General features: G+C 70.9%; 9 protein-coding genes. 1 reads left to right on the top strand and 8 read right to left on the bottom strand.

Annotated features, from left to right (window positions below; all coding sequences use genetic code 11):
* Positions 1-265: 265 nt before the first annotated feature.
* The 8 genes from OG455_RS23345 to OG455_RS23310 all read right to left on the bottom strand — a co-directional run bounded on the left by OG455_RS23345 (position 266) and on the right by OG455_RS23310 (position 12,962).
* Complete coding sequence (locus OG455_RS23345) at positions 266-949, bottom strand: response regulator (protein ID WP_266296721.1); 684 nt, start codon at positions 947-949, stop codon at positions 266-268.
* Positions 946-3,501 (bottom strand): sensor histidine kinase KdpD, encoded by a 2,556-nt coding sequence (locus OG455_RS23340; RefSeq protein ID WP_266296719.1) that lies wholly within the window; start codon positions 3,499-3,501, stop codon positions 946-948. Before OG455_RS23340 ends, OG455_RS23345 begins: the two co-directional genes overlap by 4 nt.
* 118 nt (positions 3,502-3,619) lie before the next feature.
* Complete coding sequence (kdpC, locus tag OG455_RS23335; RefSeq protein ID WP_266296717.1) at positions 3,620-4,252, bottom strand: K(+)-transporting ATPase subunit C; 633 nt, start codon at positions 4,250-4,252, stop codon at positions 3,620-3,622.
* A gap of 21 nt (positions 4,253-4,273) precedes the next feature.
* Positions 4,274-6,385, bottom strand: a complete 2,112-nt coding sequence (gene kdpB, locus OG455_RS23330; protein WP_266296715.1) for a potassium-transporting ATPase subunit KdpB — start codon at positions 6,383-6,385, stop codon at positions 4,274-4,276.
* Complete coding sequence (gene kdpA, locus OG455_RS23325) at positions 6,385-8,046, bottom strand: potassium-transporting ATPase subunit KdpA (RefSeq protein ID WP_266296713.1); 1,662 nt, start codon at positions 8,044-8,046, stop codon at positions 6,385-6,387. The genes kdpB and kdpA overlap by 1 nt, the downstream gene beginning before the upstream one ends.
* Position 8,047: 1 nt before the next feature.
* The gene (kdpF, locus tag OG455_RS23320; RefSeq protein ID WP_266296711.1) at positions 8,048-8,137 is read right to left on the bottom strand and encodes a K(+)-transporting ATPase subunit F; all 90 of its coding nucleotides are present in this window, start codon (positions 8,135-8,137) and stop codon (positions 8,048-8,050) included.
* 418 nt (positions 8,138-8,555) lie between these two features.
* Positions 8,556-10,601 (bottom strand): APC family permease, encoded by a 2,046-nt coding sequence (locus tag OG455_RS23315; protein WP_266296709.1) that lies wholly within the window; start codon positions 10,599-10,601, stop codon positions 8,556-8,558.
* A 459-nt stretch (positions 10,602-11,060) separates the two neighbouring features.
* Positions 11,061-12,962: an APC family permease gene (locus OG455_RS23310; protein ID WP_266296707.1), complete on the bottom strand. Its 1,902-nt coding sequence runs from the start codon at positions 12,960-12,962 to the stop codon at positions 11,061-11,063.
* A gap of 645 nt (positions 12,963-13,607) precedes the next feature.
* Between OG455_RS23310 and OG455_RS23305 the strand changes: the two genes are divergently transcribed.
* On the top strand, positions 13,608-15,554 hold the full coding sequence (locus OG455_RS23305; RefSeq protein ID WP_266296705.1) for a putative Ig domain-containing protein: 1,947 nt from the start codon (positions 13,608-13,610) through the stop codon (positions 15,552-15,554).
* Positions 15,555-15,633: the final 79 nt, after the last annotated feature.

Here is a 15,633-nt window from a genome sequence, read left to right as displayed (position 1 = left end):
CGGCGGTGCGCCGGGCTCCCCCGTGGAGCGGAGCGGAAGCGCTTCCTCGCAGCTGACGCCGGCCCCATGGCGTGACGATTCTGCGCCGATCCGAGGCGCCTTTGGCCCTCGGGGCTCCGGTCTTGACGGATCATTAGCGCCCCATCCCCGACCCCACCCCCGACCCCACCCCCGACCCCGACCTGACCCCGACCTGACCCCGACCCGACCCCACCCCCGCCCCACCCCCCGGCCGCCCGGCCGGACCACCCGCGCGCACCCGCCGCTACGGCTCGTAGCGGTACCCGATCCCCGGCTCGGTGATCAGGTGCCGGGGCCTGGCCGGGTCGCGCTCCAGCTTGCGGCGCAGGCCCGCGAAGTAGACCCGCAGGTAGTTGCCGCGCTCCTCGTGGCCGGGTCCCCAGACGGCGCGCAGGATCTGACGCCCCGGCAGCAGCCTGCCCGGGTTGGCCAGCAGCATGGTGAGGATCTTCCACTCGGTCGGGGTCAGCCGCAGCGGCGGCCCCGCGCCGTCGGTGCGCAGCACCGTGCCGGCCGTCAGGTCGATCGCCCAGTCCCCGAGCACGGCGGCGGTGATGGCGCTGGTGGCCACCGGGCGGCGCAGCACGGCGCGCAGCCGGGCGAAGAGCTCGTCCATCAGGAAGGGCTTGGTGACGTAGTCGTCGGCGCCGGCGTCCAGCGCCTGGATCTTGTCGTCCGCGCCACTGCGCCCGGAGAGCACGATGATCGGCACCGGGCCGCGCCCGCGCAGCCGGTGGATCACCTCGACCCCGTCCAGGTCCGGCAGTCCGAGGTCGAGCAGCACCGCGTCCGGCCGCTCCCGCTCGGCGGCCTCCAGCGCGGCGGCGGCGGTGGCGGCGCTGGCCACCTGGTAGGCCCGGGCCCGCAGGTTGATCCGCAGCGCGCGCAGCAGCTGCGGCTCGTCGTCGACGATCAGGATGTTGCTCACGGCGCCTCGTCCTCCTCGGTCGCCATCGGCAGGGTGAGCAGCATGGTGGTGCCGCCGCCCGGGGTGTCCTCGACCTCCAGGGTGCCGCCCATCGCCTCGGCCAGGCCGCGGGAGAGCGCCAGGCCCAGGCCCACCCCGGTGGTGTTGTCGGTGTCGCCCAGCCGCTGGAAGGGCAGGAAGACCCGGTCGCGGTCGGCGGTCGGGATGCCGGGGCCGCGGTCGGCGATCCGGATCTGCACCTGCTCCCGGTGCGCGCTGGCGCTGACCAGCACCGGCGCGCCGGGGGCGTTGTGGCGCAGCGCGTTGGTGATCACGTTGGCCAGCACCCGCTCCAGCAGCGGGGCGTCGGCCAGCACGGCGGGCACCAGCTCCAGGTCGAGCGGCTGCACCGGGGCGTCCGGATCGGAGAGCGAGTCCAGCGCCCGGGGCAGCACCTCGTCGATGTGCACCGGGCCCAGGTGCAGGGTGAGCGCGCCGGCCTGCAGGCGGCTCATGTCGAGCAGGTTGTCGACCAGGCGGTTCAGCCGGATCAGCGACTCGTCGGCGGTGGCCAGCAGTTCGGCCTGGTCCTCGGGCGAGAACTCGACGTCGGGGCTGCGCAGCGAGCCGACCGAGGCGAGCGCGGCGGCCAGCGGGGTGCGCAGGTCGTGGCTGACCGCGGCGAGCAGCGCGGTGCGCATCTTGTCGGCGGCCTTGATCGGCTCGACCTCGGCGGCCACCGCCGCCAGCCGGTCGCGCTCCAGCGCGGCGGCGACGTGGGCGGCGAAGGCGCCGAGCAGCCGCTGCTGGTCGGCGGGCAGCCGGCGGCCGGTGAGGATCAGCAGGGCGTCGGAGCCGACCGGGACCTCGGTGCTCTCCCGGTCGGCGGCGCCGTCCCCGGCGGAGTCGCTGCGGGCGATCACCTCGCCGCTCTCCCGGGAGAGCAGTGCCACCGAGTCCAGGCCGAAGGTGTTGCGGGAGTGCGCCAGCAGGGTCGGGATCGCCGAGCCGCCGCCCTGGCCGGCGTCCTGGCTGCGCAGCACGGTGCCGGCCAGCGCGGAGAGCGTCTCGGCCTCGGCGGTGGCCCGCGCGGCCCGCCCGGTCAGCCGGGTGGCCCGGTCGACCACCGTGGAGACGGTGAGCGCGACCACCGCGAAGACCAGCAGCGCGATCACGTTGTTGGGCTCGCCGATGGTGAAGGTGTGCACCGGCGGGATGAAGTAGTAGTTGAGCAGCAGCGAGGCGGCCAGCGAGGCCACCAGCGCGGAGACCGCGCCGCCGAGCAGCGCGACCGCCACCACGCCGAGCTGGAAGAGCAGCGCGTCGGTGGTCAGGTTGAGCGGGTGGTGCAGCTGGGAGAGCGCCCCGGTGAGCGCGAAGGGCAGCAGCAGGCCGGAGGTGAAGCCGGCCACCGTGCGCCGCCGGGAGTGCCGCCGACCCAGCTTGGGCAGCCGGCCGCGCCCGGTGAACGCGTGGGTGACCATGTGGACGTCGATGTCCTCGGAGGCGTCGACGGTGGTCTCGCCGATGCCCGGACCGGTCAGGAACCGGTTGATCCGGCCGCGCCGGCTGGTGCCGAGCACCAGCTGGGTGGCGTCGTTGGCGCGGGCGAAGCCGAGCAGCGCGGTGGGGATGTCGTCGCCGACCACCACGTGGTAGCTGCCGCCGAGCGCCTCGACCAGGCGGCGCTGATCGGCCAGCGCGCCGGGCGAGGCCCCGGCCAGGCCGTCGCTGCGGGTGACGTGCACGGCCAGCACCTGGCCGGCGTTGGTGCGGTCCGCTATCCGGGCGGCGCGGCGGATCAGCGTCTCGCCCTCCGGCCCGCCGGTGAGCGCGACCACGACCCGCTCGCGGGTCTCCCAGACCCGGTCGATGTTGTGCTCGGCGCGGTAGTCGCGCAGCCCTTCGTCGACCCGGCCCGCCACCCAGAGCAGGGCCAGTTCCCGAAGGGCCGTCAGGTTGCCGACCCGGAAGTAGTTGGAGAGCGCGGCGTCCACCTTCTCGGCCTTGTAGACGTTGCCATGGGCCATCCGGCGGCGCAGCGCCTGCGGGGCCATGTCGACGAGTTCGATCTGGTCGGCCCGGCGCACCACCTCGTCCGGGACGGTCTCCCGCTGGGGCGTGCCGGTGATCTTCTGGACGACGTCGTTGAGGCTCTCCAGGTGCTGGACGTTGACCGTGGTGATCACGTCCAGGCCGGCCGCCAACAGCTCCTCCACGTCCTGCCAGCGCTTGGCGTTCCGGCCGCCGGGGATGTTGGTGTGCGCCAGCTCGTCCACCAGGACCACGGCCGGGCGGCGGGCCAGCAGCGCGTCGACGTCCATCTCGGTGAACTCGGCGCCCCGGTAGCTGCGGTGCAGCCGGGGGGCCACGTCCAGCCCTTGCAGCATCGTCTCGGTGTGCCTGCGGCCGTGGCACTCGATGTAGCCCACCACGACCTCGGCTCCGCGCTCCTGTCTGCGCCGGGCCTCGTCCAGCATCCGGTAGGTCTTGCCGACGCCGGGGGCCGAGCCGAGGTACACCCGCAGCCGGCCGCGCCGGGGCGGGGCAGCGGAGGCGAGATCGCGAGCCATGGAGGGCTTCTTCTCTCTTCGCGAAGGGTGGGCAGTCTGTGGGCGGAGACAGGCCGGACCGGCCCGTGCGGGGCGTTCCCCCGCACGAGCCGGTCCGGTTACTCGATCTGACTATTCGTCACTTCAGCTCGTTCACTGCGTTGTTGAGCAGTACGACATTGACGCCGGGGTCACCGAGGAAGCCGAGCGAGCGCCCCTCGGTGTACTTGGCGACCAGCGCCTTGACCGCGTCCGCCGACACCCCGCGGGCCTTGGCCACCCGCTCGACCTGCTCGTCGGCGTAGGCGACCGAGATGTGCGGGTCCAGGCCGGAGCCCGAGGAGGTGACCGCGTCGGCCGGCACGGTGGCCGGGTCGACGCCGTCGAAGGCGGCGATCGAGGCCCGGGCGTCGTTGACCGACTTCAGCAGGGCGTCGCTGTTCGGGCCCAGGTTGGTGCCCGCCGAACCCTGCGGGTTGTAGCTCGCCGCGGAGGGGCGGGGCTGGAAGAACTTCGGGTCCGGCTGCGCCTGCTCGTTGGGGTCGTTCGGGTTCTTCTTCGGCAGGTTGTAGTTCTGCCCCAGCAGGCTGGAGCCGATCTCCTTGCCGTCGGCGGACTTCACGATCGAGCCGTTCGCCTTCTGGCTGAAGGCGACCTGGCTGATCCCGGTGACCAGCAGGGGGTAGGCGATCCCGAGGATCACCGTCATCACCAGCAGCATCCGCAGGGCGGAGAGGTGGGTGCGCACGGAGGTGGGCAGTGGCTTGGACATGAGAGGGATTCCTGTCGTTTCTCAGCGCAGGCCGGGGATGAACTGGACGATCAGGTCGATCGCCTTGATCCCGATGAAGGGGACGATCAGCCCGCCGAAGCCGTAGATCCCGATGTTCCGGCGCAGCAGCGAACTGGCGTCGGAGGGCCGGTACTTCACGCCGCGCAGGGCGAGCGGGATGAGGCCGATGATGACCAGGGCGTTGAAGATGATCGCCGAGGTGATCGCGGACTTCGGGCTGTGCAGGGCCATGATGTTGAGGTGGCCCAGGCCCGGGTACACGCTGGCGAACATCGCCGGGATGATCGCGAAGTACTTCGCGACGTCGTTGGCGATCGAGAAGGTGGTCAGCGCGCCGCGGGTGATCAGGAGCTGCTTGCCGATCTCGACGATCTCGATCAGCTTGGTGGGGTTGGAGTCCAGGTCCACCATGTTGCCGGCCTCCTTGGCCGCCATGGTGCCCGTGTTCATCGCCACACCCACGTCGGCCTGGGCCAGTGCCGGAGCGTCGTTGGTGCCGTCACCGGTCATCGCGACCAGCTTGCCACCCTCCTGCTCCTTCTTGATCAGGGCCATCTTGTCCTCGGGGGTGGCCTCGGCGAGGAAGTCGTCCACGCCGGCCTCGTCCGCGATCGCCTTGGCGGTCAGCGGGTTGTCGCCCGTGATCATGATGGTCTTGATGCCCATCCGGCGCAGCTCGTCGAAGCGCTCGCGCATGCCCTCCTTGACCACGTCCTTGAGGTAGATCACCCCGAGGGCGCGGGCGGGCTCGGCGCCGACCCTGCTCGCCACCAGCAGCGGAGTGCCACCGGCGGCCGAGATGCCGTCGACCAGCTCGGCGACGTCGGCGCCGACCGTGCCGCCGTTCTCGGTGACCCAGCGGGTGACCGAGCCGGCCGCGCCCTTGCGCACCGCGTGGACACCTTCCGCCTCGTCCAGGTCCACCCCCGACATCCGGGTCTGGGCGGTGAACGGGACCCAGGTGGCGTGCGTCAACTCGCCCTGGGCGCGGGCCCGCAGACCGTACTCGGTCTTGGCCAGCACCACGATCGAGCGCCCCTCGGGGGTCTCGTCGGCCAGCGAGGAGAGCTGGGCGGCGTTCGCCAGCTCCTCGGTCTCCACGCCCTGGGCGGGCAGGAACTCGGCGGCCTGGCGGTTGCCCAGGGTGATGGTGCCGGTCTTGTCCAGCAGCAGGGTGTTGACGTCACCGGCGGCCTCGACGGCGCGTCCCGACATGGCCAGCACGTTGCGCTGCACCAGGCGGTCCATACCGGCGATGCCGATCGCGGAGAGCAGCGCGCCGATCGTGGTCGGGATCAGCGCGACGACCAGCGAGACCAGCACGATCAGGGTCTGCGGGGCGCCGGCGAAGGCCGCCATCGGCTGCAGCGCGGCGACGGTGACCAGGAAGACGATGGTCAGCGAGGCCAGCAGGATGTTCAGCGCGATCTCGTTCGGCGTCTTCTGCCGCGAGGCGCCCTCGACCAGGGCGATCATCCGGTCGATGAAGGACTTGCCGGGCTCGGAGGCGATCTTGACCACGATCCGGTCGGAGAGCACCTTGGTGCCACCGGTGACCGCGGAGCGGTCACCACCGGACTCGCGGATCACCGGCGCGGACTCGCCGGTGATCGCCGACTCGTCGACGCTGGCCACACCCTCGACGACGTCGCCGTCGCCCGGGATGATCTGGCCGGCCTCGATGACCACGTGGTCACCGAGCCGCAGCTCGGTGCCGGCCACCTCCTCCTCGGCCTGCGAGGCGGGCCAATCGACCAGTCGCCGGGCCATGGTCTCGGTCTTGGTGCGGCGCAGCGTGTCGGCCTGCGCCTTGCCGCGGCCCTCGGCGACGGCCTCGGCCAGGTTGGCGAAGACCACCGTGAGCCAGAGCCAGACGGTGATCGCCCAGGCGAAGACCGAGGGCTTGGCGATCGCGTCGACGGTGGTGACCACCGAGCCGACCTCGACCACGAACATGACCGGGTTCTTGATCATGACGCGCGGATCGAGCTTCTTCACCGCGTCCGGCAGCGCGGCCACGATCAGCTTGGGGTCGAGCAGGCCGGACGAGACGCGGTGCGGCTGCTGGCCCTGCGCCTGGTCGGCGGGGGCGGGGGAAAGGGTGGACGACATCAGTGCAGACCTTCCGCGATCGGCCCGAGAGCCAGGGCCGGGAAGTAGGTGAGGCCAACCACGATCAGGACGACGCCCGACAGCAGGCCCACGAAGAGCGGCTTGTGAGTGGGCAGGGTGCCCTTGGTGGCGGGGACCGGCTGTTGCTGGGCGAGCGAGCCCGCCAACGCCAGCACGAAGATGATCGGCAGGAACCGGCCGAACACCATCGCCAGGCCCAGCGCGGTGTCCCACCAGGGCGAGGTCACCGTCAGGCCGCCGAAGGCCGACCCGTTGTTGTTCGCCGCGGAGGTGAAGGCGTAGAGCACTTCGGAGAAGCCGTGCGGACCGGAGTTCTCCATGTTCGCCCGCTCGCCGCCCAGCGCCATCGCGAGACCGGTGCCGATCAGGACGATGACCGGGGTGGCCAGGATGTACATGGAGGCGAACTTCATCTCCCGCCCACCGAGCTTCTTGCCCAGGTACTCGGGGGTGCGGCCGACCATCAGACCGGCGACGAAGACCGCCACGATGGCCAGGATCAGCATGCCGTAGAGGCCGGAGCCGGTGCCGCCGGGCGCGATCTCGCCGAGCATCATGTCGAAGAGCGCCACACCGCCGCCGCCCGGGGTGAGCGAGTCGTGCATGCCGTCGACCGCGCCGGTGGAGGTCAGCGTGGTGGAGGTGGCGAAGAGGCTGGTGCCCCAGAGGCCGAACCGGACCTCCTTGCCCTCCATCGCCCCGCCGGCCGCCTTGAGCGCCGCACCCGCCGGGTGGGTCTCGAAGAAGGTCATCAGGCTGGCCGAGGCCACCCAGAACAGGCCCATGACCGAGACGATCGCGTAGCCCTGGCGGTTGTCGCCGACCATCTTGCCGAAGGTGCGCGGCAGCGAGAAGGAGATCACCAGCAGCAGGAAGATCTCCAGCCAGTTGGTGAAGCCGGTCGAGTTCTCGAACGGGTGGGCCGAGTTGGCGTTGAAGAACCCGCCGCCGTTGGTGCCCAGCTCCTTGATGACCTCCTGCGAGGCCACCGGACCGCCGGGGATCGACTGGGTGTCGCCGGTGATGGTGGTGAGGTCGTGGAAGCCGTGGAAGTTCTGGATCACGCCGTTGGCCACCAGGACCACGGCGAAGACGATGGAGAGCGGCAGCAGCAGGCGCAGGCAGACCCGGGTGAGGTCCACCCAGAAGTTGCCGACCCGGTCCGTCCTGCTGCGGGTGAAGCCACGGATCAGGGTGGCGACCACCGCGATGCCGACGGCGGCGGAGACGAAGTTCTGCACCGCCAGGCCGGTCATCTGGACCACGTGGCCCAGGGTCGCCTCACCGGCGTAGTCCTGCCAGTTCGTGTTGGTCACGAAGGAGATCGCGGTGTTCCAGGCACCGTGCGCGTTGACGGCCTTGAAGCCGAGGCTGAGCATCAGGTGGTTCTGGATCCGCTGCAGCAGGTACAGGAAGAGGACCGAGACGAAAGAGAAGGCGAGCACCGAGCGCAGGTACGAGGACCAGCGCTGGTCGGCGTCACCGTCGACCCCGATCAGCTTGTACAGGCCGCGCTCGGCCTTGAGGTGCTTGGCGGTGGTGAGCAGCTTGGCGATGTAGTCGCCCAGCGGCCGGTAGCAGAGAGCCAGCGCGCCCACCAGGGCGAGGGCCTGCAGCCATCCCGCGAGAGTGGAACTCATGTCAGAACTTCTCCGGGTAGATCAGCGCCACCACGAGGTAGCCGACGAGGAGGACAGCGACGATCAGACCTGCGATGTTCTCGACGCTCACAGCTTCTCCACCCCCCGGGCGATCAGAGCGAGGACGGCGAACACGACTACCGTGAGGCCGACGAAGACGAGATCGAGCATGAGCTCCACCAGTTGCTTCAAGGAACCTGGCCGTGGGCGGCCAATGGGCTCCGCACGACACCGGTGGCAGACCGGCTCCAGTAGCAAATCGTGTGTTCGAGTCGGATCCGCCGCTCTTGACGTGCTCCATACGGGTGGACTGGGCTTGTTGACGGCCTCCATACGGCGCGTCGAGAGCCGGTCACGGCGCGATAACAGCGCGGCAACGGCGCCCGGCGGCAGGCAGGCGCGCACGCAGGCACGCGGGCGGGCGGGCCGGCACGCAGGCACAACACGCGGGCCCCGGGCGGATGGTGATCCGCCCGGGGCCCGCTCAGCGCTGCTGACCAGCCGTCAGGTCAGACGTTCTCCGGCGCCTCGATCTTGCTGCCCTGCTTGCCGCCGCCGGTCGGCTCGCCGCGGCGCACCGAGCCGGGCGCCCGGCGGGCCGGGTGGTCGGCGCGCGGCGCCGAGGCGAGCTGCCACGGCACGCTGATCACCATCACGCCGGGGGTGAAGAGCAGCCGGCTCTTCAGCCAGAGCGCCGACTGGTTGTGCAGGAAGTGCTCCCACCAGTGGCCCACCACGTACTCGGGGATGAAGACCGCGACGGCGTCCCGCGGGCTGGTGCGGCGCACCGAGCGGACGTAGGCCACCACCGGCTTGGTGATCTCGCGGTAGGGCGAGTCCAGCACCTTCAGCGGCACCCGGATGTCGAAGTCGGTCCACTGCTCCTTGAGCTCCTCGGTGGCCTCCTTCTCCACCGCGACGCTGACCGCCTCCAGGGTGTCGGGACGGAACGCCTCGGCGTACCCCAGCGCCCGCAGCGTGGGCTTGTGCACCTTGGAGACCAGCACGATCCCGTGCACCTTGGACGGGCGCACCGCCTCGGCGTGCGGGTCCTCGACCGACAGCTCGTCGGCGACCGAGTCGTAGTGCCTGCGGATGCCGCGCATCATCGCGAACAGCACGATCGCCGCGAGCACCGCGAGCCAGGCGCCCTCCAGGAACTTGGTCGCCATGACGATCACCAGGACCAGGCCGGTGGTGAAGGCGCCGAAGCCGTTGATCACCCGGGAGCGCTGAGCGCCGGACCGCACCTTGGCGTCGGTCTCGGTGGCGAGCACCCGGTTCCAGTGCTTGACCATGCCGATCTGCGAGAGCGTGAAGGAGGTGAAGACGCCCAGGATGTAGAGGTGGATCAGGTTGGAGACGTCCGCCTTGTAGCCCCACAGCAGCACGATGTTGACCACGGCCAGCGCGATGATGCCGTTGGAGAAGGCCAGCCGGTCGCCGCGGGTGTGGAACTGCCGTGGCAGGTAGCGGTGCTGGGCCAGGATCGAGCCGAGCAGCGGGAACCCGTTGAAGGCCGTGTTGGCGGCCAGGATCAGCACCAGGGCGGTGGAGGCCTGGATGAAGTAGAAGAGGATGCTGTGGTCGCCGCCGAAGATCGAGGACGCCAGCTGGGCGATGACCGTCGGCTGCGAGGCCGTGTGGCAGTCGCCCGGGTACCCCACCAGCTGGCAGGTGTCGGTGGTCTTGTGCACCTTGGTGATCAGCGCCAGCGCGGTGATGCCGATGAACATCACCACGGCGGTCAGGCCCATCACCGCCATCGTGGTGGCGGCGTTCCTCGACTTCGGCGCCCGGAAGGCCGGCACGCCGTTGGAGATCGCCTCGACACCGGTCAGCGCGGTGCAGCCGGAGGCGAAGGCCTTCAGGCCCAGCATGATCAGCGCGATCCCGGCCAGGCTGCCGTTGTGGTCGGTCGGCAGGATCGCGTACTGCGCGCTGGAGGCGACCGGGGTGTGCCCGAAGGCCATCTTGATGAAGCCGGTGGCGATCATCAGCAGTATGCCGAAGATGAACATGTAGGTCGGCGCCGCGAAGGCCTTGCCGGACTCGCGGACCCCGCGCAGGTTCATCGCGGCCAGGAGCGCCACGAAGAGGCAGGCCATCAGGACCCGGTAGTCGCCCAGGCCCGGGAAGGCCGAGATGATGTTGTCCACGCCGGACGCCACCGAGACCGCCACGGTCATCACGTAGTCGACCATCAGCGAGGCGGCCACCACCAGGCCGGACTTGGCCCCGAGGTTCTGCGTCACCACCTCGTAGGACCCGCCGCCGCCCGGGTAGGCGTGCACCACCTGGCGGTAGGAGAGGACCACCACCGCCATCAGCAGGACGACGCCCGCCGCGATCCACGGCGTCAGGTAGAGGAACGCGGTGCCCCCGACAGTGAGCACCAGCAGGATCTCCTCGGTGGCGTAGGCAACCGAGGAGAGCGGGTCCGAAGCGAAGATCGGCAGCGCCAGCCGCTTGGGCAGCAGCGTCTCGCCCAGCTCCTCGCTGCGCATGGCCTGACCGATCACGAGGCGCTTGAGCGCCGAGGGCACGTTGAACACAAGCGCGAGCGTATGCGGCCCGCGCGTATAGGCAATGGGCGACTCGCGGGGGTCCAGGGGCCTTCGACCAGCCGTTCGAGCCGACGTTTCCGCAGGCCAGGAGGGGTGAGCCCGCTCCGGCCCTGGGCCGTACGGGGGCGTTAAGAGAGGGTGTTAAGAGCCCGTCAAAATATCGAGCCGTTACCACACATATAGGCTAATCGTGACGTTTCGGCTCTGTTCGTACGGCCAAACGCCGTTACGACCCTTACAACCCCAGGCCTGCGGCCCGATATTCCCGAGGACGCCGAACGCCCGGCGGCACGGATGCCGTCGGGCGTTCGGGGGGTCCGGGCGGCCGGGGGTCCGGGCGGCCGGGGGTCCGGGCGGCCGGGCGGCCGGGGGTCCGGGCGGCCGGGCGGCCAGGTGGCCGTGCGACCAGGCGTTCAGGTGGCTGACCCGCCTGCCTCGGGCGCGGCGCTACATCCGCAGCCGCAGCCGGCAGACCACCGCGTCGGTGCCGCGGCGCAGCGCCCGGTCGATCAGCACCCCGCGCTGGTTCTGCAGCGCCCGCTGCCAGAAGTGCACCGGCTCCACCTCGGCGATCAGCACGGTGACCCGGTCGAAGCCGCCGTCCTCGGCCCGCGGCCGCTCGGCCAGGCCGTTGACGAAGGCCACCAGCGGGCGCCCGAGCCGCCGGTGCCCGTCCGTCACCTCGACCAGCGGCACACCCGGCTGCCACAGCTCCCAGTCGCGGCGCAGCGTCTCGGCGCTCTGCCGGTCCTCGGCGTCGGGCTCGGTGGGCACCACGGTCACCGCGAGCACCTCGTCGCCGAGCGTCAGCGCGGTGGAGAGCGCCTCCCGGGTCAGCCGGGTGATCGAGTGCACCGGGACGACGACCAGCGAGCGGCGCGCGGTGACCGGTCCGGGGATCCGGCCCAGCTCCAGCCGCTCGCCGATCCGCTCGTAGGCCCGGTGCACCAGCTCGAAGAACAGCACCAGCAGCGGCAGCGCGACCACGATGCCCCAGGCGCCCTCGGTGAACTTGGTGCCGGTGACCACCACGGTGGCCACCCCGGTGAGCAGCGCGCCGAAGCCGTTCAGCGCCGCCTTGCCGCGCCAGCCGGCGCACCGGGCGCGGGCCCAGTGCTTGACCATCCCGACCTGGCAGATGGTGAAGCCCACGAAGACGCCGATCGAGAAGAGCGGCACCAGGCTGTTCACGTCCCCGCCCGAGGCCACCAGCAGCCCGGCCGAGACCAGCGCCAGGAAGAGCACCCCGTGCCGGTGCACCTGGTGGTCGGCGCGCAGCGCGAAGACGTGCGGCAGGTGGTTGTCCCTGGCCAGCAGCCGCATCAGCACCGGCAGGCCGCCGAAGGAGGTGTTGGCGGCCAGCGCCAGCAGGACCACGGTCGCGAACTGCACCAGGTAGAAGCCGAATCCGTGGCCGAGCGAGGCGTCGGCCAGTTGGGCCAGCACCGTGACCCCCTCCACCGGCTGCAGGTGGAAGCGCCCGATCAGCACGGCCAGCCCGATCAGCATCACGCCGAGCACCGCGCCCAGCGCGAGCTCGGTGTGCTGCGCCCGCTTGACCCGCGGGCTGCGGAAGGAGGGCACCGCGTTGGCCACCGCTTCCACCCCGGTCAGCGCGGAGCAGCCGGAGGCGAAGGCCTTGAGCAGCAGCAACGCGCCGACCGAACCCGCGTTGGCGGCCAGCGTCGAGGCGTGCCCGGCGGCCGCCGCGGTGCTGGCCGGGGCCGAACGGAAGAGGCCGATCACGATGATCGCCATGATCGAGAGCACGAAGACGGCGGTGGGGACCATGAACCAGCGGGCCGACTCGGCGATGCCGCGCAGGTTCACCGCCGTCACCAGCACCAGCACGCCCAGGCAGAGCCAGACCCGGTCCGGGTAGAGCGAGGGGAACGCCGAGGTCAGCGCCGCCACACCGGCGGTGACCGAGACCGCGACGTTCAGGATGTAGTCGATCACCAGCGAGGCGGCGGCGGTCAGCGCCGTGCGCCGGCCCAGGTGGGTCTTGGCCACCGCGTAGGAGCCACCGCCGTCCGGGAAGGCCGCGATCACCTGCCGGTAGGAGGCGGTGAGCACCGCGAGCAGCAGGGCGATGGCCGCGGTGACCGGGAGGGTGAAGCCCAGCCCGTAGCTGCCGGCGGCGGCCAGCACCAGGACGATCGACTCGGGCCCGTACGCGACCGAGGCCATCGCGTCCAGCGAGAGGGCGGCCAGGCCGCCGAGCGCGCTGAGCTTGTCGCGGTCGTGGGCGTCCCTCCCGCCGCCCTCGGGGTCGTGGGCGCCCACGCCGGGCGCGGCGGCTCCGGTATGCGGAGGTTCGGCCTGGACGGCATCGGGGGTCAGGGACATCGGGAGGCTCCTGGGTGCTCGGCTGCGCTACGCGCATCGTCCCCGTGCGAGAGGAGCCCCCCCGCGTCCCGATACGTGTTCTTGACGCCGCCGTCGACGAACCTGACGTCCCGTTGACACCCCCGGGTCCACGTCCTGCTCCGCATCGGATCCAGGTCGGCGCCGCGTCGGCCCCGCAGCCGTGCTGTGCGACGCCGCGTCGACGCCGTCTCAGCTCCGTGCCGGTCATGACCGTCCGACCGGCCGGCTACCCGCGTAAACCGGGACCCACCTGCCGCCTTTTCTATTCACTGTATTCCGTTGAATTCCCATTGAACGAACTTTCCCGACAGAGCCGTTGACCAGCGTTCACCGAATCTGGTTGGCTTCAGCCCGGCAGGCGGCGGACCACTGCCACAAGGTGACTACCCATCAGATCCTCCTGGTGCGTGCCAGGCCTGTGGCAGCTCCTTTCTCGGCCCTACCGGAATTCCCGGCGCCCTTCATCGGAATTCCGGTCGACTTCGTGATGACTGTCGCCGAATTCCCTACGGTCGCCCCGAGCCGGCGCGTGACCGCGGAATGCCGTCAGCTCCCGTCCATGCAACAGATCGACCGGCCGCCCAGAAGGCGGCCGGTCGATCGGCACGAGAGGCAACTCTCCACATGGGTCTTTCCCCCACCACTCGGCCCGCGCGCTACAGCGCCCTGGCCGGCCTCGCTTCGCTGACCCTGGCCACCGCCGGCCTGATAGCCGCCCCGGCGCAGGCCGCCGCGCCGGTCACCCCGGCCGTCTCGGGCCAGGCCCACCACGGCCTCGCCATGGCCGACTCCGGCATCAAGAACGAGTTCAACCCCTTCAGCTCCTCGCTCGGCGCCAGCAAGCTCCCGGGCATCCAGCAGTACGAGGCCAAGCGGCGGACGCAGATCGCGAACCAGGCGGCGGCGGCCGCGACCGGAGCCGAGACGCTCTCCTACGGCGGCGGCGTGGACGGCATCGGTGTCCAGAGCGGCCACTCCAAGGTCTACCTGGTGTTCTACGGCTCCCAGTGGGGCACGCAGACCACCGACAGCAACGGGAACGCGAAGTTCTCGGGCGACTCGGCCGGCGCCGCGAGCGCCACCCAGCAGATGTTCAAGGGCATCGGCACCAACAACGAGCTGTGGTCGGCCGACCTGACGCAGTGGTGCGACGGCCCGAACGTCGTCAGCGGCGCCACCAGCTGCCCGTCGAACGCCAACTTCGTCCCGTACCAGGCCGGCGGCGTGCTCTCCGGTGTCTGGTACGACAACGCGGCCGCCTCGCCGAGCGCGGCGACCGGCAACCAGCTGGCCCAGGAGGCCGTCAAGGCCGCCGGCCACTTCAACAACACCACGGCGGCCGCGAACCGCGACGCGTACTACATCGTCCTGTCACCGCACGGCACCGATCCGGACAACTACCAGGACCCGAACACGGGTTACTGCGCCTGGCACGACTGGAACGGCGACACCACGCTGACCGGCGGCGCGGCCACCTCGCCCTACGGCGACATCGCGTTCAGCAACCAGCCGTACAACATCGACCAGGGCCAGAACTGCGGCGTCGGCTTCATCAACTCGCCTGGTACCCTGGATGGTTACACGATGACCCTCGGGCACGAGTGGCACGAGATGATGTCGGACCAGAACCCGGCCGGCGGCTGGACCAACCACACGGGTGACGCCACCTACAACGGCCAGGAGAACTCCGACGAGTGCGCCTGGCTGAAGCCCGGCACCGCCGGCGGCGCCGCCAACGTCACCTTCGCCACCGGCACCTTCGCCGAGCAGGCCAGCTGGTCCAACGACACCAACGCGTGCTCCATCTCGCACCCGATCGTGAACGGCGGCGGCACCACCGGCGGCAACACCGTCACGGTGACCAACCCGGGCACCCAGTCCGGCACCGTCGGCACCGCGGTCTCGCTGCAGGTCAAGGGCGCTGACAGCGCCTCGGGCCAGACCCTGACCTACACCGCGACCGGCCTGCCGGCCGGCCTGTCGATCAGCTCCACCGGCCTGATCACCGGCACCCCGACCGCCGCGGGCACCTCCTCGGTGACCGTCACCGCCAAGGACGCCACCGGCGCCACCGGCTCGGCGACCTTCGGCTTCACCGTGGCCACCGGCTCCACCGGCTGCACCCCGGCCCAACTGCTCGGCAACGCCGGCTTCGAGACCGGCACCGCCGCCCCCTGGACCGCCAGCACCGGCGTGGTCGACAACTCCTCCTCCGAGGCGGCCCACTCGGGCAGCTGGAAGGCGTGGCTGGACGGCTACGGCTCCACCCACACCGACACCGTCTCGCAGAGCGTCACCATCCCGGCCGGCTGCAAGGCGACCTTCAGCTTCTGGCTGCACGTCGACACCGCCGAGACCGGCACCACGGCCTACGACAAGCTCGCCGTGACCGCCAACGGCACCAACCTCGCCACGTACTCCAACGTGAACGCCTCGACCGGCTACGTGCAGAAGAGCTTCGACCTCTCCTCCTACGCCGGACAGACCGTCACCCTGAAGTTCACCGGCACCGAGGACTCCTCGCTGCAGACCAGCTTCGTCATCGACGACACCGCTGTGAACGTCGGCTGACACCCACCTGAGCGAGGGACCGGGGGCGGGCCCGCGGGCCCGCCCCCGGTCTTCGTCTCCACCCGGTGGGATCCGAAGC

This window comes from Kitasatospora sp. NBC_01287, from assembly GCF_026340565.1.
In the GTDB taxonomy this organism is placed as follows: domain Bacteria; phylum Actinomycetota; class Actinomycetes; order Streptomycetales; family Streptomycetaceae; genus Kitasatospora.
This window is presented reverse-complemented; position numbering and strand designations above follow the sequence as displayed.

Excerpts from the sequence above, each read along its gene's own strand:
- kdpA (WP_266296713.1), bottom strand. The coding sequence starts at position 8,046 with ATGAGTTCCACTCTCGCGGGATGGCTGCAGGCCCTCGCCCTGGTGGGC.
- OG455_RS23310 (WP_266296707.1), bottom strand. The coding sequence starts at position 12,962 with ATGTCCCTGACCCCCGATGCCGTCCAGGCCGAACCTCCGCATACCGGA.
- OG455_RS23340 (WP_266296719.1), bottom strand. The coding sequence starts at position 3,501 with ATGGCTCGCGATCTCGCCTCCGCTGCCCCGCCCCGGCGCGGCCGGCTG.
- kdpC (WP_266296717.1), bottom strand. The coding sequence starts at position 4,252 with ATGTCCAAGCCACTGCCCACCTCCGTGCGCACCCACCTCTCCGCCCTG.
- OG455_RS23305 (WP_266296705.1), top strand. The coding sequence starts at position 13,608 with ATGGGTCTTTCCCCCACCACTCGGCCCGCGCGCTACAGCGCCCTGGCC.
- kdpB (WP_266296715.1), bottom strand. The coding sequence starts at position 6,385 with ATGTCGTCCACCCTTTCCCCCGCCCCCGCCGACCAGGCGCAGGGCCAG.